This is a genomic window from Streptomyces sp. NPDC056480 (assembly GCF_042795405.1).
Lineage (GTDB): Bacteria > Actinomycetota > Actinomycetes > Streptomycetales > Streptomycetaceae > Streptomyces.
On record NZ_JBHTSA010000020.1, the window covers coordinates 16018 to 36072 of the forward strand.

General features: G+C 73.9%; 16 protein-coding genes. 11 read left to right on the forward strand and 5 right to left on the reverse strand.

Translation table 11 applies throughout. The features are described from left to right. Positions 1 to 73 precede the first annotated feature (73 nt). Positions 74 to 1081 carry a beta-ketoacyl-ACP synthase III gene (locus tag ACFQ79_RS11820; protein WP_383581735.1) on the forward strand — a complete coding sequence of 336 codons (1008 nt, stop codon included), beginning with the start codon at positions 74 to 76 and terminating at the stop codon, positions 1079 to 1081. A 188-nt stretch (positions 1082 to 1269) separates the two neighbouring features. Then, a complete protein-coding gene (locus tag ACFQ79_RS11825) occupies positions 1270 to 1731 on the forward strand; it encodes a flavin reductase family protein (protein WP_383581738.1) in 462 nt (153 codons plus the stop codon). A gap of 85 nt (positions 1732 to 1816) precedes the next feature. Here ACFQ79_RS11825 and ACFQ79_RS11830 read toward each other — a convergent pair whose 3' ends face one another. Both ACFQ79_RS11830 and ACFQ79_RS11835 read right to left on the reverse strand, forming a co-directional pair. Next, positions 1817 to 3307 (reverse strand): sensor histidine kinase, encoded by a 1491-nt coding sequence (locus tag ACFQ79_RS11830; RefSeq protein WP_383581740.1) that lies wholly within the window; start codon positions 3305 to 3307, stop codon positions 1817 to 1819. 8 nt (positions 3308 to 3315) lie between these two features. Then, positions 3316 to 4038 (reverse strand): response regulator transcription factor, encoded by a 723-nt coding sequence (locus ACFQ79_RS11835; RefSeq protein WP_383581742.1) that lies wholly within the window; start codon positions 4036 to 4038, stop codon positions 3316 to 3318. Positions 4039 to 4212: 174 nt separating this feature from the next. Between ACFQ79_RS11835 and ACFQ79_RS11840 the strand changes: the two genes are divergently transcribed. The 6 genes from ACFQ79_RS11840 to ACFQ79_RS11865 all read left to right on the forward strand — a co-directional run bounded on the left by ACFQ79_RS11840 (position 4213) and on the right by ACFQ79_RS11865 (position 14125). Further along, positions 4213 to 6651, forward strand: coding sequence for an MMPL family transporter (locus ACFQ79_RS11840; protein ID WP_383581744.1), 2439 nt, complete (start codon positions 4213 to 4215; stop codon positions 6649 to 6651). A 286-nt stretch (positions 6652 to 6937) separates the two neighbouring features. After that, entirely contained in the window at positions 6938 to 7771 is an 834-nt protein-coding gene (locus ACFQ79_RS11845; protein ID WP_383581746.1) for a M55 family metallopeptidase, read from the forward strand. Continuing rightward, positions 7764 to 9098: a M20/M25/M40 family metallo-hydrolase gene (locus ACFQ79_RS11850; RefSeq protein ID WP_383581748.1), complete on the forward strand. Its 1335-nt coding sequence runs from the start codon at positions 7764 to 7766 to the stop codon at positions 9096 to 9098. The genes ACFQ79_RS11845 and ACFQ79_RS11850 overlap by 8 nt, the downstream gene beginning before the upstream one ends. 42 nt (positions 9099 to 9140) lie before the next feature. Then, entirely contained in the window at positions 9141 to 11141 is a 2001-nt protein-coding gene (locus tag ACFQ79_RS11855; RefSeq protein ID WP_383581750.1) for a prolyl oligopeptidase family serine peptidase, read from the forward strand. Continuing rightward, positions 11138 to 12115: an LD-carboxypeptidase gene (locus tag ACFQ79_RS11860; RefSeq protein ID WP_383581753.1), complete on the forward strand. Its 978-nt coding sequence runs from the start codon at positions 11138 to 11140 to the stop codon at positions 12113 to 12115. Before ACFQ79_RS11855 ends, ACFQ79_RS11860 begins: the two co-directional genes overlap by 4 nt. Positions 12116 to 12367: 252 nt before the next feature. Next, positions 12368 to 14125, forward strand: coding sequence for a CocE/NonD family hydrolase (locus tag ACFQ79_RS11865; RefSeq protein WP_383581884.1), 1758 nt, complete (start codon positions 12368 to 12370; stop codon positions 14123 to 14125). Here the strand turns inward: ACFQ79_RS11865 and ACFQ79_RS11870 are convergent. Further along, the gene (locus ACFQ79_RS11870) at positions 14122 to 15225 is read right to left on the reverse strand and encodes an adenosine deaminase (RefSeq protein ID WP_356552255.1); all 1104 of its coding nucleotides are present in this window, start codon (positions 15223 to 15225) and stop codon (positions 14122 to 14124) included. The genes ACFQ79_RS11865 and ACFQ79_RS11870 overlap by 4 nt on opposite strands. A gap of 180 nt (positions 15226 to 15405) precedes the next feature. Continuing rightward, positions 15406 to 16167 carry a GntR family transcriptional regulator gene (locus ACFQ79_RS11875; protein ID WP_383581756.1) on the reverse strand — a complete coding sequence of 254 codons (762 nt, stop codon included), beginning with the start codon at positions 16165 to 16167 and terminating at the stop codon, positions 15406 to 15408. Between the two features lie 282 nt (positions 16168 to 16449). Between ACFQ79_RS11875 and ACFQ79_RS11880 the strand changes: the two genes are divergently transcribed. Beyond that, positions 16450 to 16701 carry a lipopolysaccharide assembly protein LapA domain-containing protein gene (locus ACFQ79_RS11880; protein WP_383581759.1) on the forward strand — a complete coding sequence of 84 codons (252 nt, stop codon included), beginning with the start codon at positions 16450 to 16452 and terminating at the stop codon, positions 16699 to 16701. Further along, positions 16698 to 17042: a hypothetical protein gene (locus ACFQ79_RS11885; RefSeq protein WP_383581761.1), complete on the forward strand. Its 345-nt coding sequence runs from the start codon at positions 16698 to 16700 to the stop codon at positions 17040 to 17042. The genes ACFQ79_RS11880 and ACFQ79_RS11885 overlap by 4 nt, the downstream gene beginning before the upstream one ends. Before the next feature lie 277 nt (positions 17043 to 17319). On the opposite strand, the gene ACFQ79_RS11890 is transcribed toward ACFQ79_RS11885, so the two are convergent. Next, positions 17320 to 17652 carry a DUF6204 family protein gene (locus ACFQ79_RS11890; protein WP_383581764.1) on the reverse strand — a complete coding sequence of 111 codons (333 nt, stop codon included), beginning with the start codon at positions 17650 to 17652 and terminating at the stop codon, positions 17320 to 17322. Between the two features lie 180 nt (positions 17653 to 17832). Here ACFQ79_RS11890 and ACFQ79_RS11895 point away from each other — a divergent pair, with 180 nt between their 5' ends. Then, a complete protein-coding gene (locus tag ACFQ79_RS11895; RefSeq protein WP_383581767.1) occupies positions 17833 to 19953 on the forward strand; it encodes a DUF5107 domain-containing protein in 2121 nt (706 codons plus the stop codon). The last annotated feature ends 102 nt before the right edge of the window (positions 19954 to 20055 follow it).

Sequence of the window (20055 nt, forward strand, 5' to 3'; positions counted from 1 at the left end):
GGCGGAGCCGTACGCACGCACCTCCCCGCACAGCGGCAACCGGCCGAGCGCCGGCCGCGGAAACGAGTCGACGATGCCCCCAGTCAGCCTGCGCACCCCCGCGCACGGTCACAGCCGCATCCTCGGGGTCGGCGGTCACCGGCCGCGACGGGTGGTCGGCAACGCCGAGATCTGCACGCGGATCGACTCCACCGAGGAGTGGATCGAGACCCGGAGCGGCATCCGCGAACGCCGGTTCGCCGAGCCCGACGAGACCCTGCCCGTGATGGCCGTCTCCGCCGCGGGCAAGGCACTCGCCCATGCCGGCGTGCCGGCCGCCGAGATCGACCTCGTCCTCCTCGCGAGCATGTCCAACCTCCTCCAGACCCCGCCGCTCGCCGTCCGGGTCGCCCACGAGCTCGGCGCCCACCGCGCCGCCGGAATCGACCTGTCCGCCGCCTGCGCCGGCTTCTGCCACGCCCTCGCCGTCGCCTCGGACGCGGTCTCCGCCGGCAGCGCCCGGCACGTCCTGGTCATCGGCGCCGAGCGGATGACGGACATCGTCGACCCGGAGGACCGTACGATCTCCTTCCTCTTCGCCGACGGCGCCGGAGCCGTCGCCGTCGGCCCCTCCGACACCCCCGGCATCGGACCTGTCGTCCGGCGGGCGGACGGCGCCCACGCCCACGCGCTGCGCATGACAGCGGGCTGGGACGCGTTCGCCGAGGCCCCGGGGGAGACCGGCCGTCCCTGGATGCGGATGGACGGGCGGCGGGTGTTCCGCTGGGCCATGGAGGAGGTCGCCCCCGAGGCGGCCCGCGCCCTGGACCTCGCCGGTGTCGCTCCCGCCGACCTCGGGGCCTTCGTCCCGCACCAGGCCAATCTGCGGATGATCGAGCTGATGGCCGAGCGCCTGGGCCTCACCGGGCGCACCGCCGTCGCCCGGGACGTGGTGCGGACCGGCAACACCTCCGCCGCCTCCGTACCCCTCGCCCTCGACGCCCTGCTCGAACGGGGCGAGGCGCGCAGCGGCGAACCGGCCCTGCTCCTCGGCTTCGGCGCCGGACTCAACTTCGCCGGACAGGTGGTGCTGCTGCCGTGACCAGCCGAAGCCCCCACGCCCTGACCGCACCCGGTCGCGAAGCCGCACACGGTCCTGACAGCGGACCCGCTCGCGAAGCCGTACACGGTCCTGACAGCGGACCCGCTCGCGAAGCCGCACACGGTCCTGACAGCGGACCCGCTCGCGACGTCACCGCCGGGGTCGACCCCGCCGACTTCCGCGCCGCGATGGCGCGGTTCGCCGCCGGCGTGGTCGTGGTGACCACCCGGGCCGCCGACGGCAGCCCCCGCGGCTTCACCGCCACCTCGTTCTGCTCGCTCTCGCTCGACCCGCCGCTCGTCCTCGTCTGTCTCGCCCACTCCTCCTCGTCCTTCCCGGACTTCGACGCGTGCGAGGAGTTCGCGGTGAGCATCCTGCGCCGGGAGGACGAGGCCGTCGCCCGGCTCTTCGCGACCTCCGGCGCCGACCGGTTCCCCGACGGGGAACAGGCCCACACGCCTTCGCTGCTGCCGGTGGTGGGCGGGGCGATCGGTCAGCTGGACTGCACGCTCCACGCCCGCCACCGCGCGGGCGACCACACCATCATGATCGGGCGGGTGGACGACGTCCGGCTCGGCCCCGGCGAGCCCCTCGTCTACTACGACAGGGCCTTCGGCACGCTCGCGCAGAGCCCGCACCGGGCCCCGTGACGGGGGCGCGGGCGGGCCACCCCCGGCCGCCCCGCCCGCGCCCCACCACGCCGTCCCCGCCACGCCGTCCCCGCCACGGCCCGCGTCAGGCCGTGAGCTCCGTGTCCGGGAAGCGGACCTCGACCGTCATGCCCTCGCCGAGCCCGGTCTCCACCCGCAGCGTGCCGTCGTGCGCCTGCACCACCGCCTGCACGATGGACATGCCGAGGCCGCTGCCGCCGGTCCTGCGGGCCCGGTCGGGGTCAGCCCGGAAGAAGCGGTCGAAGATGCGCGCCGCGTCCTCGGGCCGCATCCCGGGACCGTCGTCCCGGACCCGGAGCAGTACGGCCTGGTCCTCGCGGGTCACCTCCACCGTGACCGGGGCCTCGGGCGGGGTGTGCACGGAGACGTTGCTGAGCAGATTCGCCACGAGCCGTCGGAGCAGCCCCTCGTCGCCCAGGACGGGCACTCGCTCGTCCTCCACCTTGAGGGCCCCCGCCTCCGTCACCGGCCGCCCCGGCTGGACCGCCAGCAGGTCCACAGCAGCCTCCCGCGCGAGCAGGGCGAGATCCACCGGCCGCCGCTGCGGCTGCGGCTGCTGCTCCAGGCGCGCCAGCGCGAGCAGCTCCTCCACCAGTCGGTTCATCCGGTCGGCCTCCGAGGCGATCCGGCCGATGGCCCGCTCCTGCTCCTCGGGGCCGAGCATGCCCTTGTCGAACAGCTGGGCGTAGCCGCGGATGGTGGCCAGCGGGGTCCGCAGCTCGTGCGAGGCGTCGGCGGCGAACCGCTTCACCTGCTCCGACGCCTCCTCCCGGCAGCGGAAGGCCGTCTCGACCTGCTGGAGCATGGAGTTGAGCGCCGTGCGCAGCTCGGCGACCTCGCTGCTGCCGCCGGCGGTCGAGATCCGGCTTCCGAGATGGCCCGCCGCGATCGCCGAGGCCGTCTGCACCATGTCCTCCAGCGGGCGCAGCCGGCGGCGGGCGGCCCGCTGCGTGAGCAGTGCGAGCAGGGTCAACAGGGCTGCGCTCACCAGGAGTTCGAGGAGGAAGAGCTTCTTCACCGTGGCCATCATTCCGGCCATCGGGGCGGTGCTGAGGAGGATGCCGCCCCCGGTCACCCGCTGGGCGCCCACCCGGTAGACCTCCCCGTCCAGCCGTACGGAGGCTCCCTCGCCCCGGTCCGCGAGCGCGACCGGGGCGACGGAGGCGGCCAGGGCGTCGGCGTTCCGCCGGGGCCCGTCCGACTCCCGTACACAGGAACGGACGACCCGGCCGCCGGAGTCGAGCAGCGCGTACGGTGCGGAGCGGTGCAGGACCACGGAGGGCACGGCGGCGCAGGGGTCGGGAGAGGCGGAGGTCCGCACGTTCCGGACCTCCTGGACGTCCTGGCGCAGGGTGTCGTCGAGCTGCCCGATCAGGATGGTCCACACCCCGACGAGCGAGGCGGCCATGGCGAGGAGCAGGCCGAGGGCGAGCAGGGCCACGTTGACGAGGGTCAGGCTGCCCCGTAGCGAACGCGGCCTGCGTGAGGCCGACTTCACCGGAGAGGCCGGGCCCGCGGCGAGCGGCGTGGCCGCGACGGGCTCCGTCGCCTTCACGGCCCCGTTCATCCCGTCGCCGCCCGCAGCCCGTACCCCACGCCGCGCCGCGTCACGATGAGGGGCGCGCCGAACCGGTCCAGCTTCCGGCGCAGATAACTGATGTACGTCTCCACCACGGTCGACTCCACGGCCGAGTCGTAGCTCCAGACGTGACGCAGGATCTGCTCCTTGGTGACCACGCGGTCCGCGTTGCGCATCAGGTAGCGCAGCAGGTTGTACTCGGTCGGGGTGAGGTCCACGGGCCGGCCCGCCCGTCGCACGGTGAAGGTCGCCTCGTCCAGTTCGACGTCGAGGTGCCGGAGCACGTCCCGGGGAGCCCGCTCCTCGCTGCTCCGCCGGGTGCGGCGCAGCACCGAGCGGACCCGGGCCACCACCTCGTCCACGTTGAACGGCTTGGTGATGTAGTCGTCGCCGCCGAGCGCGAGCCCGCTCACGATGTCCTGCGGCGCGTCCCGCGCGGTGAGGAAGATGATCGCGGTGTCCCAGGACTTCTCCCGCTCGCCCCGCAGCCGGCGGCACACCGTCCAGCCGTTGCCGTCGGGGAGCATCACGTCGAGCAGGATCAGATCGGGGCGGTGACGCTCCGCCAACTCCAGCGCCTGGCTGCCCGATTCGGCGAAGAGTACGGACAGACCGTGGAACTTGAGCGTGATGCCCAGTACATCGGCGATGCCGGGCTCGTCCTCCACGATGAGCACCGTGGCGGGTCTGCTGGTGTCGAGGTCCATGCACCCAGTATCGGGCCGCCCCGTCGCGTCCTTCTGGGGAAACGGCTGACGGCTGGTTGAGAGTTCCCTGTGAGAACCCGGGGAGACTCCAGGAGCTTCTGGTCCCCCCGTCCGCCGCCGCTCAGGCTGATCAACAGATCGAAGAGCGAACCGAGTTCGACCGGACGAGGAGTGATGGACGTGGGGACGTGGGCCCGATGGTGCTTCCGGCACAAGTGGGTGGTGATCGCGCTGTGGGTCGTCGTGCTGGTGGGCACGATCGGCGCGAGCAGCTCGCTCGGTGACAAGTACGCCAATGTGTTCGACCTGCCGGGGACGGATTCCTCCAAGGCGATCTCGCTGATGCAGGAGGCCTTCCCCGAGCAGGCCGGCGAGACCGACACCGTCGTCTGGCGGGTCGACGAGGGCAGCGTCCGTGACGACGAGGTCCGGGCGAAGATGGCCGCCGCCCTGGAGAAGGTCGCCGCGCAGCCGGACGTCGGCTCGGTCGCGAGCCCCTACGGCGAGGCCGGTGCCGCGCAGATCAGCGAGGACGGCCGCACCGCCTACGCGAGCGTCACCTTCACCAAGCAGGGCAACGAGCTCGAGATCGAGCAGATGAAGGCCCTCATCGAGACGGCCAGGGCCCCGGCCGGCGACGGGCTCGCGGTCGAGGTCGGCGGCGCCACCGTGGCGCTCGCCGAAGCGCCCCCGGCCCACCTCAGCGAGATCGTCGGCGTCCTCGCCGCCGCCGTCGTCCTCTTCCTCGCCTTCGGCTCCCTCTTCGGCATGCTCCTGCCGATCATCACGACCCTGTTCGCGGTCGGCACCGCCTCCGCCACCATCGCCCTGCTCAGCCGGGTGACGACGGTGCCCGAGGTGTCGACCTGGCTCGCGATGCTCGTCGGTCTCGGCGTCGGCATCGACTACGCCCTCTTCATCGTGACCCGCCACCGCAAGGGCATCCTCGCGGGCAAGGCTCCGGAGGAAGCGGCCGTCACCGCCGTCAACACCTCCGGCAGGGCCGTCATCTTCGCCGGCGGCACGGTCTGCATCGCGCTCCTCGGCATGTTCGCCCTGCGCATGAGCTTCCTCAACGGCGTCACGATCTCGGCGGCCCTCACCGTCGTCATCACCGTCATCGCCTCCATCACCGTCCTCCCCGCGATGCTGGGCGTCCTCGGCATGCGCGTCCTCAGCCGCCGCCAGCGCCGCCGGCTCGCCGCCGACGGCCCGCAGGCCGAGAACGAGGCCCGGCTCACCGCCCGCTGGTCGCTGTACGTGGAGAAGCACCCGCGCGTCCTCGCCGTCGCCGCCTTCGCGGCCATGCTGGTGATCGCCGTGCCCGCCCTCTCGCTCCGCCTCGGCACCTCCGACCAGGGCAACAACCCGGAGACCAGCACCACCCGCCAGGCGTACGACCTGCTCGCCGAGGGCTTCGGCCCCGGCTTCAACGGTCCGCTCCAGGTCGTGGCCGAGGTGCCCGGCCCCGAGGACCGGACGGCCCTGGACGGACTGGTCGAGCGGCTGCGGAGCACCGAGGGCGTGGCCCAGGTGGTCCCCGTCCCGACGGGGGCGACCTCCAAGGTCGCCATCGTGCAGGTCGTGCCCACCACCAACCCGCAGTCCGAGGAGACCTCGGAGCTGATCGACCGGATCCGCGAGGACGTCGTGCCCGCCGCGGAACAGGGCAGTGCCCTGCGCGCGTACGTCGGCGGCGGGACCGCCCTCGGCGAGGACTTCGCCGACACCCTCGCCGGCAAGCTGCCCGGCTTCATCGGCGCCATCGTCGCCCTGGGCTTCCTGCTCCTGCTGATCGCCTTCCGCAGCATCGTGGTCCCGCTCACGGCGGCCGTCATGAACCTGATCGCCGCCGCGGCCTCCTTCGGCGTGGTGGTGGCGATCTTCCAGTGGGGCTGGGGCGGTGAGTTCCTCGCCGCCGGACGGCCGGGACCGATCGAGGCGTTCCTCCCGGTCATCATGCTGTCCCTGCTCTTCGGCCTCTCGATGGACTACCAGGTCTTCCTGGTCAGCCGGATGCACGAGGAATGGGTCCACACCCGCGACAACGCGCGCGCGGTGCGGGTCGGCCTCGCCGAGTCCAGCCGGGTGATCAACGCCGCCGGCGTGATCATGATCTGCGTCTTCAGCGCCTTCATGCTGAGCGGACAGCGGGCCACCGCCATGTTCGGCCTCGGCCTGGCCGGAGCGGTCGCCCTGGACGCCTTCATCCTGCGGACCGTGCTCGTGCCGGCCCTGATGCACCTGTTCGGCGCCTCCAACTGGTGGCTGCCGGGCTGGCTCGAGAAGCGGCTGCCGCACTTCGCCGTCGAGCCGCCGGAGGAGAGCGAGTCCGGCCACGACGGACTCGTCGTCCACGGATTCGTCCACACGGCGGACGGCTCCCCGGTCGAGGGGGCCGCGATCACCCTCCTCGCGAGCGACGGCGGCCAGGCCGACCGGGTGCTCTCCCACGTGGACGGCGGCTACGTCCTGACCGCTCCCGAGCAGGGCCTGTACGTGGTGTCGGTCGAGGCGCACGACCACACCCCGCACACGGTGGACGTCTCCGTCGGTGCCGTGGCCGTCCAGCGCGATCTGCGGCTCGCCCCGGCGGACACCCGGGCGCACTGACCGCGGCCCGCGGCCCCCGGGGGCCGCGGGCCCCCGCGAACGACCCCCTCCGCAATCCCCCGCCGGAGGGGGTCCTCGCACGTCCGGACCGCCGTGGCACCCCCTCCGGACCTCGCACGGACCCGGGCCGGGCCTGGCACGGGACCCGGGCCGGGCCTGGCGCCGGACCCCGCACCGGACCTGCGCGGACCCCGCACAGCACCCCCTCCGGGCCGCCAATGGGCCAGGCCAATGACGTTTTCCACAGGGGTGGTACGGCCGCCGGGCTGCGCGTACGGTGCCAGTCATGAAGATCCTCATCAGCGCCGACATGGAGGGCGCGACCGGTGTGACCTGGCCCGCCGACGTGCTGCCCGGCACGCCCGAGTGGGAGCGGTGCCGCGCGATGTTCACCTCCGACGTGAACGCCGCCGTGCTCGGCTTCTTCGACGGCGGCGCCGACGAGGTCCTCATCAACGAAGCGCACTGGTCCATGCGGAACCTGCTCCTGGAGCGGCTCGACGACCGCGCCGAGATGATCACCGGCCGGCACAAGACCCTCTCGATGGTCGAGGGCGTCCAGCACGGGGACGTCGACGGCATCGCCTTCGTCGGCTACCACACCGGCGCCGGCACCGAGGGCGTCCTCGCCCACACCTACCTCGCCAACTCGATCACCGGCGTCTGGCTCAACGGCGAGCGGGCCAGCGAGGGCCTGCTCAACGCCCATGTGGTCGCGGAGTACGGCGTGCCCGTCGTCCTCGTCACCGGCGACGACCTGACCTGCGAGGACGCCCTCGGCTACGCGCCGGAGGCACCCAAGGTCGCCGTCAAGGACTACGTCTCGCGGTACGCCGCGGTGTGCCGGACCCCGGCCAGAACCGCCGGCGACATCCGGGCGGCGGCGAAGACCGGCGCCGCGCTCGCCGTCCGCCACGAGCCGGTCCACGGCGGCCCCTTCACCGTGGAGCTGGAGTTCGACGCCGAGCATCTGGGCGCGGCCGCCACGGTGGTTCCCGGCGTGGCGCGCGGCGCGGAGCGGCGCGTCGCGTACACCAGCGAGACGATGTACGAGGCAATCCGCACATTCAAAGCGGTCACGACGATCGTCTCGGCCGCGGTGGAGGAGCAGTATGGCTGAGGAGGTCCGGGGCCCGGACACGACAGCGCTCGACGAGGTGGTCACCTTCACCTCCGAGCTCATCCGCATCGACACGACCAACCGGGGCGGCGGCGACTGCCGTGAACGGCCCGCCGCGGAGTACGTCGCCGAGCGGCTCGCCGCCGCCGGCATCGAACCCACCCTCCTGGAGCGGACACCCGGCCGTACCAACGTGGTGGCGCGCATCCCCGGCACCGACCCCTCGGCCGAGGCCCTCCTCGTCCACGGCCATCTGGACGTCGTCCCCGCCGACCCCGCCGAGTGGACCACCCACCCCTTCTCCGGCGAGATCCGCGACGGGGTCGTCTGGGGCCGCGGCGCCGTCGACATGAAGAACATGGACGCGATGGTCCTGGCCGTCGTCCGCTCCTGGGCCCGGCAGGGCATCAGGCCGCGCCGCGACATCGTCCTCGCCTACACCGCCGACGAGGAGGCGAGCGCCGAGGACGGCTCCGGCTTCCTCGCCGACCGCCACGCCGCCCTCTTCGAGGGCTGCACCGAGGGCATCAGCGAGTCGGGGGCCTTCAGCTTCCACCCGCAGCCCGGCACCACCCTCTACCCGATCGCCGCGGGGGAGCGGGGCACCGCCTGGCTCAAGCTCACCGCGAACGGCCGCGCGGGCCACGGCTCCAAGGTCAACACGGCCAACGCCGTCACCCGCCTCGCCGACGCCGTCGCCCGGATCGGCTCGCACACCTGGCCCGTCCGGCTCACCGCCACCGTCCGCGCCGCCCTCGCCGAACTCTCCGCGCTGTACGCCCTCGACATCGACACCCACGCGCCCGACCTCGACGTGGACCTCCTCCTCGACAAGCTCGGCCCCGCCGCCGCCCTCGTCGCGCCGACCGTCCGCAACAGCAGCAACCCGACGATCCTCGACGCCGGCTACAAGGTCAACGTCATCCCGGGCCAGGCCGTCGCCTACATCGACGGACGGACCCTGCCGGGCACCGAGGAGGAGTTCGCCGCGACCATGGACGAGCTGACCGGCCCGCACGTGGAGTGGGAGTTCCACCACCGCGAGGTCGCCCTCGAAGCCCCCGTCGACTCGCCGACCTTCGCCAAGCTGCGGGCCGCCGTCGAGCGCTTCGACCCGGACGGGCACGTCGTGCCGTTCACCATGTCCGGCGGCACCGACGCCAAACAGTTCTCCCGGCTCGGCATCACCGGCTACGGCTTCTCGCCGCTCCGGCTGCCCCCGGACCTCGACTACGGGGCCCTCTTCCACGGCGTCGACGAACGGGTCCCCGTGGACGCCCTGCACTTCGGCGTCCGCGTGCTCGACCATTACCTGAAGTCGGCGTAGGGCCGTCATCGTTCGCGTAACACCGTGACAGGGGGAGCTGGGATGAAGACGATCGCCGCCCACGGCAGCTGGCCGTCGCCCGTCGACGCGGCGCTCGCCGCCGCCCACGACGGGCGGCCCGAGTACCCCGGCGTCGTCGGCGACGAGCTGTGGTGGACCGCGCCGCGCCCCGCCGAGGGAGGCAGGCGCGCCCTCGTGCGACGGCGCGCCGACGGCACCGAGGAGAGCCTGCTGCCCTCCCCGTGGAACGTCCGCAGCCGGGTGATCGAGTACGGCGGCCTGCCCTGGGCGGCGGTCCCGCGCCCGGCCGGCGGACCCCTCGCCGTCTTCTGCCACTTCCCCGACCAGCGGCTCTACGCCTACGAGCCCGACGCCGCCCCCGACGCCGGGCCCCGGCCCCTCACCCCCCTGTCCGCGACCGGCGGCGGACTGCGCTGGGTGGACCCGGTCATCCACCCCGACCGGGGCGAGGTGTGGTGCGTCCTGGAGGAGTTCACCGGCCCCGCCCCCACCGACGTGCGCCGGGTGATCGTCGCCGTACCCCTCGACGGCTCCGCCGCCGACGACCGCACGGCCGTACGCGAACTCTCCGACGGGCGGCACCGGTTCGTGACCGGCCCCCGGCTCTCCCCGGACGGCCGCCGGGCGGCCTGGATCGGCTGGGACCACCCCCGGATGCCCTGGGACGGCACCGAGGTCCAGCTCGCCGACGTCACCCCCGACGGCACCTTCCACCGGGCCGGGACCGTCGCCGGCGGCCCCGCCGAGTCGATCCCGCAGGTCGACTGGGACGCGGCCGGACGCCTGCTCCTCGTCAGCGACCGCACCGGCTGGTGGAACCTCTACCGGGCGGAGGTCGACGCCGACGGCGGTCTCGGCGAACCGGCCGCGCTCTGCCCCCGTGCCGAGGAGTTCGGCGGACCGCTCTGGAAGATCGGGCTGAACTGGTTCACCCCCCTGGAGAGCGGCCTGGTCGCCGTCGTCCACGGCAAGGGCACCACCAGCCTCGGCATCCTCGACCCCGACCGCGGCGCGCTCGTCGACGCCGTCGGCCCCTGGACCGAATGGGCCCCGACCCTCGCCGCCCACGGCAGCCGCGTGGTCGGCATCGCCGCCTCCCCGCACAGCTCCTACGAGCTCGTCGAACTCGACACCCGCACCGGCCGCACCCGGGTCGTCGGCGCACCCCACACCGACGCCGTCGACCCCGCCCACCACCCCGAACCCCGCGTCCGTACCTTCACCGGCCCCGGCGGACGCGAGATCCACGCGCAGATCTACCCGCCCCACCACCCCGGATTCACCGGCCCCGAGGGCGAACTCCCGCCCTATGTGATCTGGGCCCACGGCGGCCCCACCGGCCACGCCCCGCTCGTCCTCGACCTGGAGATCACCTACTTCACCTCACGCGGCATCGGCGTCGCCGAGGTCAACTACGGCGGCTCCACCGGCTACGGCCGGGAGTACCGCGAGCGGCTGCGCGAGCAGTGGGGCGTCGTCGACGTCGAGGACTGCGCGGCCGTCGCCGCGGCACTCGCCGCCGAGGGCACCGCCGACCCGGCCCGGCTCGCCGTCCGCGGCGGCAGCGCCGGCGGCTGGACGACCGCCGCCTCCCTCGTCTCCACCGACGTGTACGCCTGCGGCACGATCATCTACCCCATCCTCGACCTGCGGGGCTGGGCCACCGACGAGACCCACGACTTCGAGTCCCAGTACCTCCACGGGCTCATCGGATCCATCGACGACGTCCCCGCCCGGTACAAGGAGCGCTCGCCCATCGAGCACGTCGACCGCGTCACCGCCCCCTTCCTCCTGCTCCAGGGCCTCGACGACGTCATCTGCCCGCCCGCGCAGGCCGAGCGCTTCCTCACCCGCACCGCCGGCCGGGGCGTCCCGCACGCCTACCTCGCCTTCGAGGGCGAGGGCCACGGCTTCCGCAGGGCCGACACGATGGTCCGTGCCCTGGAGGCCGAACTCTCCCTGTACGCCCGGACCTTCGGCATCGCCCGGACGGACGTGCCCGACCTGGAGTACCGCACGTGACGGCACCCGATCCCGCCCTCCCCGCCCGGGCGGAGGCACGTCCCGCGGTCGGCTCGCTCACCCGGCCCGAGCGGCTGCGCCCCGGCGCCCGGGTCGCCGTCGTCGCCCCCGCCGGACCCGTCCCCGAGGAGCGGCTGAGGGCGGGGCTCGACATCCTCCGCGGCTGGGACCTCGCCCCCGTCGTCGCCCCGCACGTCCTCGACACCCACCCCTCCCTCGACCACCTCGCGGGCGCCGACCGGGCCAGGGCACGGGACCTGACCGAGGCCTGGTGCGACCCCTCGGTCTCCGCCGTGCTCTGCGCGCGCGGTGGATTCGGGGCCCAGCGCATGGTCGACCTCGTCGACTGGCGGGCGATCAGGGAGGCCGGGCCCAAGGCGTTCGTCGGCTACAGCGACATCACCGCCCTGCACGAGGCCTTCGCCGTCCGGGCCGGCTACTCCACGCTGCACGGCCCGATGGTCGCCGCCGGCACCTTCCTCTCGGACCCGCGCACCCAGGAGTCCCTGCGGGCCACGCTGTTCGCGCCCGAGTCGGTCCGCACCCTCGGTCTGGACACGGCCCGCACCCTGGCACCGGGCCGCGCCCGCGGCGTGACCCTCGGCGGCTGCGTCAGCCTCCTCGCCGCCGACCTCGCCACCCCCCAGGCCCGCCCCTCGGCCCGCGGCGGACTGCTGCTCCTGGAGGACGTGGGGGAGGAGCCGTACCGACTCGACCGCATCCTCACCCAGCTCCTCCGCTCCGGCTGGCTCGACGGCGTCGCGGGCATCGCCCTCGGCTCCTGGGCGGAGTGCGGCCCGTACGAGGGGATCCGCGCGGTCCTCACGGACCGCCTCGGCGACCTCGGCGTCCCGGTCGTGGAGGAACTGGGCTTCGGCCACAGCGAGACCGCCCTGACCATGCCGCTCGGCGTGCCGGCCGTCCTGGACACGGAGGAGAACACCCTCACCCTGGACGTCCCGGCCCTGCGCTGAGCGGCGGGACGAGGGGTGGAAGAGCGGCGGACGAGGGGCCCGGGCCGTACGGGCCGCCCCGCGACGGACCTTCACTGAACCTCCGTCAACAACCTTCGTCCGGCTCATTGACGGGCTTTTACACGTGTCACAGCATGGGCGCTGCCCTGGTGTCCACCAGTCGGTAGGTGTCGTGGGTCTCTCGGCGTCGTCCTCAGCGTGGAGGTCTCTGTGTCCCGTGCCGTGCCCCGATCCCGCAAGGCCCTCGCGCTCGTGCCCCGATCCCGCAAGGCCCTCGCGCTCGTGGCCGGAGCCGCCGCGCTCGCCGGGCCGCTGACGCTCGCCGCGCCCGCGCAGGGCGCCGGGGCCCCGTACAGCGTCACCCCGCTGCGGTTCACCGTCGAGGCAGGCGGACGGAGCTGCGCCGTCGACGCCGACCTGTACCGGCCCGCCGGGGTGGACACCGCGCATCCCGCGCCCGCCGTCCTCGCCACCAACGGCTTCGGCGGCAGCAAGAGCGACGGGTCCACCGACGCCATCGGCAGGGCCTTCGCCCAGCGCGGCTATGTCGGTCTCGTCTACTCCGGACTCGGCTTCGGGAAGTCCGGCTGCCTGATCTCCCTCGACGACCCCGAGATCGACGGCCGCGCCGCCGCCCGGCTCGTGGACTTCCTCGCCGGCGACCGGGCAGCCGACGACGGCACCCGCGCCGACTTCGTCACCCGCGACGGGGCGGGCGACCCGCGCGTCGGAATGATCGGCGGCTCCTACGGCGGGGCCGTACAGCTCGCCGCCGCCTCCGTCGACCCCCGTATCGACGCCCTCGTCCCCCTCATCACCTGGAACGACCTCGCCTACTCCCTCGCCCCCAACGCCGCCGACCGCGCCACCCCCGGCGTCTTCAAATGGCAGTGGGCGAACGCCTTCTACCTGATGGGCGAGGGGCAGCCGCTGCTCGTCCCCTCCCTCGACCCCAGCCGGATCAACTCGCTCCGCTGCCTGCACTTCGTCACCGACGCCTGCGACACCGTGCGGCTCCTCAACTCCGGCCGCTACCCGAAGGCCGAGACCGAGAAGATGCTCGCCTACGCCCGCGGCGTCTCCCCGGTCTCGTACACCGACCGGATCACCGCCCCCACCCTGATCGTCCAGGGCCAGGCCGACACCCTCTTCAACCTCAACGAGGCGAACGCCACCTACGACCGGCTCCGCGAGAGGGGTGTCGACACCCGGATGATCTGGCAGTCCTGGGGACACAGCGGCGGCCAGAAGCCCGGCGAACTCGACCTGGGGCAGGGCAACCTGGAGGGAAGCTACGTCGGACAGCGCATCCTCGGATGGTTCGACCGGTACCTGCGGAAGAACCGGGCCGCCGACACCGGGCCCGCCTTCGCCTGGTACCGCGACTGGCAGAGCGGCTACGGCACCGCCGCCGGCGTGCCCGCACTCAGCCAGCGGCTGTACCTCTCCGGCGACGGCAAGCTCGTCGACAACCGCGCGAAGGTCGCCGGGGGTTCACGCACCTACAGCAACCGGCTCTTCCCGACGAGCCGTTCCGAGTCCTCGCTCGCCGGGATGATCGGACTGCCCGACCCCCGGCCGTACGACACCGCCGGCACCTACCTCGGCTGGACCAGTGCACCGCTCACCGCGCCCGTCGACCTCGTCGGCGCCCCGAGGGCCACCCTGAAGGTGGACTCTCCGGCCGCCGAGCGGGTCCAGGGCTCCGGCGACGCCGCCGACAAGCTCGTGCTCTTCGCCAAGCTCTACGACATCGCCCCCGACGGCACCAAGACCCTGGTCAATCGCCTCGTCGCACCGGTCCGGGTGCCGGACGTCACCCGGACCTTCACCGTCGAGCTGCCCGCCGTCGTCCACCGCTACGAGACCGGCCACCGGCTGGAGCTGGTGATCGCGGGCAGCGACACGGCGTACTCCGGCAACCGCGGCATCAAGCCGGTGACCGTCGTCGGCGTCCCCGGCGATCCGGGGACCCTCGAACTGCCCCTGGTCCAGGGGCGGGTGGGCTAGACCGAGACGGCCCGGAGGGTCGCGTATCCGGGGCGGACGACCTCGTCGATCAGCCGCTGCCGCTCCGGCAGCGGCAGGAAGGCAGCCTCCAGCGCGGCGACCGTGAACTCCTCGAAGACCTCGGGGCCGTAACCGAAGGCGTCCACCATGTGCTGGAACTCCTCGCTCATGGTGGTGCCGGAGACCAGCCGGTTGTCCGTGTTGAGCGTGATCCGGAAGCCCAGGCGGCGCAGCTCGTCGATCGGGTGCGAGGCGTAGTCCTTCGCGGCGCCCGTCTGGAGGTTGGACGTCGGGCAGACCTCCAGGGCGATCCGGTTGTCCCGGACGTACGAGGCGAGCCGGCCCAGCGTGCCGTCCTCGGCGATGTCGTCCGTGATCCGCACGCCGTGGCCGATCCGCTCGGTGCCGCAGACCTGCACGGCCTCGTGGATCGACTCCGCGCCGACGGCCTCGCCCGCGTGGATGGTGAAGTGGCAGTTCTCCCGCTTCAGGTGCTGGAAGGCGGGGAGGTGGCGGGCCGGCGGGTTGCCGATTTCGCCGCCGGCGATGTCGAAGCCGGCCACGCCCTTGTCCCGGTGCGCGACCGTGAGCCGCGCGATCTCCAGGGAGCGGTCCGTGTGGCGCATGCCCGTGAGGAGGGTGCGGACGGTGATACGGCCGCCGGAGCGGCGCTCGCCCTCACGGAAACCGTCGTTGACGGCCTCGACGACCTCGTCGAGGGTGAGACCGCCCTCCAGGTGCTGCTCGGGGGCGTAGCGGATCTCGGCGTAGACGACACCGTCCGCCGCGAGGTCCTCGGCGCACTCGGCCGCGATGCGCGTGAGCGCCTCGCGGGTCTGCATCACCGCACAGGTGTGGGCGAAGGTCTCCAGGTAGCGCTCCAGCGAACCGGAGTCGGCCGCGTCCCGGAACCAGACCGCGAGCGCGGCGGGATCCTCGGTCGGCAGCGCGGTGTAGCCGCACTCCCGTGCCAGCTCGACTATGGTCGCGGCGCGCAGCCCACCGTCGAGGTGGTCGTGGAGGACGGCCTTGGGGGCCCGGCGGATCCACTCGGAGACGGTGGCGGCGGCAGGCGTGGCAGGGTTGTCAGACAAGTGCATGGCGGGGAAGTGTACGCCACGGGCGCCGGGCCCGCTGTGACAGGCCCGACAGGGGGTGGGGCGGGAGGCCGGGGCGGCCTGTCGGGAGCCCCGTTCGCGGGCGGCGCCCACCCGGCGGATCCAGGCCGGAGAGGCCCTGGGAACGTCCTGTCGATCACGCCGGATCGACAGGACGCCCCCCTAGTGCGACTGCAGGACGGGCAGCGCGGGGGCGCCCGTCGGGAGCATGTGCTTGGCGGCCAGGACCGGGGTCTCGCCGACCCGTACGACCTGGGTGACCAGTACGGCCGGGGTGTCCGCGGGCCGCCCCAGCTGGTCCCCGCGACGCCGCCCGAGCAGCGTCGCCGTGATGCCGCTGTGCGCGCTGAGCGCCGTCTCCCGCGAGGCCCCGAGCAGGACCGACAGCATGGAGACGGCGGGCCCGCGCGCGGTGCGCTCCTCCGCCGCCCGCAGGGCCCGGGCGAACTCCGGGTGCACCCGGTCGAGCAGCTCGTCGGCCGCCGCCCACTCGTGGCTCAGCGCCGCCGCCGTACCCTCCCCGGCCAGCACGGACTCCCAGAAGCGCAGCTCCGCGCGGGCCGGGGCCAGCAGGTGCTGGGTGGTGAAGTCGGTCGGTTCCTCGACCGTCCGCAGCAGCGCCCGCACCCGCAGCGGCGTGCCCGCGCCGATCAGTTCCTCCAGCGGCTGGACGTGCTCGAACCCGCGCCGCGGCGGCCGGTCGTTGACCGTCCGTCCCACCCCGCGGCGTACGGACAGCAGACCGTCCTCCTGGAGCAGCAGCAGCGCCTCGCGCAGGGCGGGCCGACTCACGCCCAGCTCGGCGGCGAGCTTCGGCTCGGAGGGGAGCGTCGAGCCCGGCGGGTAGGTGCCGTCGTGGACGGCGTCCGCGATCCGCTCGTAGAGTGCCACGACCGGTCGCCGCCGATGCCCGCTGACCGCCACGGCCGCTCCTCGTCTCGATTCCGGTCGGTTCCGGTGGTCCGGTGATTCCTGTGGATCCGGTGGTCCCGGTGGTCCCGGTGGTCCCGGTGGTCCCTGCGGGTCCCGGTGGGTCCCGTGCGCCCGGTTCCGACGGTGTCCGGCACCACGGTAGTCGGCCCACGTTGTCTGACAAGTCACCCGTACGGCTCTCCTCGCCGTCACGGTGAGGCTCCACTCACCTCATTCTGGTCCCACGGCTGTGGCCGGGTACGACCGACGGCACGACGGAGGAGAGGGCCGGGCATGAGTCCGAACGAGACGTCACGGGCATCGGGCGGGGGTGGGTCCCGGTTCGCCGACGCCCTCACCCCGGGCCGGATCGGGATGGCCGTGCTCGCCATCGTCACCCTGGTCTTCATCTTCCAGAACACCCGGGAGGTCAAGATCCGGCTCCTCGTCCCCGAGGTGTCCATGCCGCTCTATCTGGCCCTGCTCGCCACCGCGCTCATCGGCGCCGCCTGCGGCTCCTACGTCGTGGCCCGGAGGCGGAAGTGAAGCGGCGCGCCGTCGTGGGGGCGGGTGCCGTCCTCGCGCTCGCGGCCGTCGCCGTCACCTCGACGGAGGAGGCCGCCGCGGCCGACGACGGCACCCGCCCGGTGCCCGACTTCCTCGGCCGCGGCCTGTGGCGGGTCTTCACCCGGCTGGACCGCCGCACCCGGCTCGACGTCCACGACGTGAGCGGGCGGGACCGGCGGGTGATCTGGCCGCCGCGGTGGCGGGTCGTCACGCAGTACCCGGCGGCGGGCACGGGCCTCGACCGCCGCACCACCGTCATGATCGGAGTCGTACGGAAGGGGGAGAGCTGCCCGCCCCGGGTGCGCATGGCACGGCGCTGAAGGCCCGGCACCGCCGCGCGGGCCCCCCTCGGCTGACGGCCCGGCACCGCTGGTCGGCACCCGGCGATGGGCGGCCGGACGCTGGATGGCCCCGCGGTGGACGGCCCGGCACGGCTGGGCGGCCCGTCGCTCGGCGGCACGGCAGCGCTGGTGGCCCGTCGGTGGGCGGCCCGGCAGCGCTGGTGGCCCGTCGGTGGCGGTCCGTCGGTGGGTGGCCCGTCGGTGGGTGGCCTGCCGGTGGGCGGCCCCCCGTCCGCCCCCCCCCGGCAGGCACCGCTCAGCGCTTGTAGTTGATCTTCATCGTGTCGAGGTCGGTCACCGTCGACCGCAGCCCCTTGTACCCGTGGCCGAGCTCCCCGAGCGCGGTCTCCACCCGCTCCTCCGCGAGCGCGCCCGCCATCTCGTCGCCGTCCTCCGCGTCGGAGACGACGACCAGGCGGTACGAGAAGTGCTTCAGCGTCCGGTCGTAGGCCAGCGAACCCTCCTCCGTGAACTGCATCGCGGTCAGCCCGTGCGCGTCCACCTCGGCGAGCAGCCGGCCCCGGCTCTCCTCCGACAGACCGTCGAACGTGCCGCGCACGATGACCCGGTAGGTGTGCTGCGTGCCCATTGCTCGTACTCCCTGTGCCCTGGTTCCCCGGCCGCCCGACGGCGTACCGACCGTCCACCCTAGGACGGCCGCCGGCCGCTCCGCCGGGAATTTCCGGGCGCCCCCGCGCCTCGGGACCGGCCGAAGCCCGAGGCCGAGAACCCCTGGTCAGGAAGGCCTCCGGGCGTGTTCCATGGGGCGATGACGACCGTACGACGTGCCGTACTGACGCTGCCCGCCGCCCCCTTGGGCCCGGACAACCCCCTTCCCGCACTGCGGGCCCCCGCCGGCGCCGGGGCCCACGCGGTCGACCCGCGGACCCTCGAGGAACTCCCGCGCGACATGGCCAGGGGCATCGGCCGGGACCCGCTGCGCAGCCTGCTGCCCGCGCCCGTGCGCGACGGCTACGGCCGCGAGCGCGGGCCCGCGGACCTCGACACGATCGTGATCGAGAACGACCGGCTCCGGGTGACCGTGCTGCCCGGACTCGGCGGCCGCGTCCACTCCCTCCACCACAAGCCCACCGGGCGCGAACTCCTCTACCGCAACCCGGTCTTCCAGCCGGCCGCGTTCGCCCTCAACGGCGCCTGGTTCTCCGGCGGCGTCGAGTGGAACATCGGGGCCACCGGCCACACCGCCCTCTCCTGCTCGCCGCTCCACGCGGCGACCGTCCGCGCCCCCGACGGCGGCCCGATGCTCCGTCTCTGGGAGTGGGAGCGACTGCGCGACCTGCCCTTCCAGGTCGACCTCTGGCTCCCGGAGGGCTCCGACTTCCTGTACGTCGGGGTCCGGATACGCAACCCCCACGAGCGCACCGCCCCCGTCTACTGGTGGTCCAACATCGCGGTCCCCGAGGACCGCCGCGTCCTCGCGCCCGCCGACGCGGCCTGGCACCACGGCTACGAGCGGGGCCTGAGCCGGGTCCCCGTCCCGGTGACCGAGGACGGCACCGACCGCACGTACCCGCTGAACAGCACGCACGCCGCCGACTGGTTCTACGACCTGCCAGAGGGGCAGCGCCGCTGGATCGCCGCCCTCGACACGGACGGCAGCGGACTCGTCCAGACCTCCACCGACCCGCTGCGCGGCCGCAAGCTCTTCGTGTGGGGCACCGGGCGCGGCGGGCGGCGCTGGCAGGAATGGCTGACCGAACCCGGCACCCCCGGCTACGCCGAGATCCAGGCCGGGCTCGCCCGCACCCAGCTGGAACACCTGGAACTCGCGGGCGGTGCGGAGTTCAGCTGGCTGGAGGCGTACGGGCCGCTCGCCGCCGACCCCGCGACGGCGCTCGGCGACGACTGGACGGCCGCCCGCGCCGACGTCGAGCGCAGCCTGTCCGGCGCACTGCCCCGCGCCGCCGTCGACGCCGCGTACACGGCCTGGCGGGAGGGCGCGGCCGACCTCGCTCCGGAGGAGGTCCTCGCGACGGGATCCGGCTGGGGAGCGCTCGAAGTCCTGCGCGGAGGATACGAGTTGCCCGGTACGCCGTTCCCGGAGTCGACGCTCGGCCCCGAGCAGGAACCCTGGCGGGAACTGCTCCGCACCGGGGTCCTGCCGCCCCCGGCGAAGGGCGCGGCGCCCCGGATCGCGCCGCTCGTCGCGCCGCTGGTCGCGTCCCCCTGGCGGGACATGCTGGAGACCGCGCCCGCCGACCCCACCACCGAGTACCAGCTCGGCATCGCCCAGTGGCACGCCGGTGACCGGGCCCAGGCGGTACGGAGCTGGGAGCGGGGACTCAAGGAGGCGACCACCCGCTGGCCCCTGCTGTACTGCCTGGCCGTCGCCGACCGGGAGGACGGCCACCCGGAACGAGCCGCCGAGCACTTCACGGAGGCCTTCGCCGACCACGAGGCGACGAAGGCCGCCGCGGAGGCGCCCACGGGTCCCGAGGGCTCGACGGGTCCCGGGGGCTCCACGGGCGCCGAGGCGTCCACTGGTCCCGAGGGCTCTACAGGTTCCGTGGGCTCCACGGGTCCCGAGGGGGTGGCGGCCGGCGTGGATAGCGACGGGGCGTGGGCGCTCGTCTCCGCCGCCCTCGGCCGTGAGGCGTTCGACGCGCTCCTCGCCGTCGACCGGCCCGACCGGGCCCGCGCCCTCTGGCACCGGCTGCCGGATTCCGCCCGCCGGCGCGGGGCCTTCCGGCTGCTCGAAGTCCGGCTGCTGCTCGCCGAGGGCCGGCCGGACGAGGCCCGGGCCGTCTTCGACGAGGGCTTCGAGGTCGCGGACCTGCGCGAGGGCGCCGAGATCCTGGGCGAGCTCTGGGAGCGGATCACCGACGAACTCCTGCCGGACGCGTACGAGTTCAGGATGCGACCGAGCTGAGGACAGGGGCGGTCCGGGGACGCGGTCGCTACCCTGGAGGGGACGGAGACCGTGGGGGAGCGGAGGTCCGGGGATGGCGGCATGGGCGACACAGGAGTGCCG

Bases quoted from the DNA above. Each gene is read 5' to 3' on its own strand.
- ACFQ79_RS11820 (WP_383581735.1), top strand. From the start codon at position 74: ATGCCCCCAGTCAGCCTGCGCACCCCCGCGCACGGTCACAGCCGCATC.
- ACFQ79_RS11825 (WP_383581738.1), top strand. From the start codon at position 1,270: ATGGCGCGGTTCGCCGCCGGCGTGGTCGTGGTGACCACCCGGGCCGCC.
- ACFQ79_RS11835 (WP_383581742.1), bottom strand. From the start codon at position 4,038: ATGGACCTCGACACCAGCAGACCCGCCACGGTGCTCATCGTGGAGGAC.
- ACFQ79_RS11840 (WP_383581744.1), top strand. From the start codon at position 4,213: ATGGACGTGGGGACGTGGGCCCGATGGTGCTTCCGGCACAAGTGGGTG.
- ACFQ79_RS11845 (WP_383581746.1), top strand. From the start codon at position 6,938: ATGAAGATCCTCATCAGCGCCGACATGGAGGGCGCGACCGGTGTGACC.
- ACFQ79_RS11850 (WP_383581748.1), top strand. From the start codon at position 7,764: ATGGCTGAGGAGGTCCGGGGCCCGGACACGACAGCGCTCGACGAGGTG.
- ACFQ79_RS11855 (WP_383581750.1), top strand. From the start codon at position 9,141: ATGAAGACGATCGCCGCCCACGGCAGCTGGCCGTCGCCCGTCGACGCG.
- ACFQ79_RS11870 (WP_356552255.1), bottom strand. From the start codon at position 15,225: ATGCACTTGTCTGACAACCCTGCCACGCCTGCCGCCGCCACCGTCTCC.
- ACFQ79_RS11880 (WP_383581759.1), top strand. From the start codon at position 16,450: ATGAGTCCGAACGAGACGTCACGGGCATCGGGCGGGGGTGGGTCCCGG.
- ACFQ79_RS11890 (WP_383581764.1), bottom strand. From the start codon at position 17,652: ATGGGCACGCAGCACACCTACCGGGTCATCGTGCGCGGCACGTTCGAC.
- ACFQ79_RS11895 (WP_383581767.1), top strand. From the start codon at position 17,833: ATGACGACCGTACGACGTGCCGTACTGACGCTGCCCGCCGCCCCCTTG.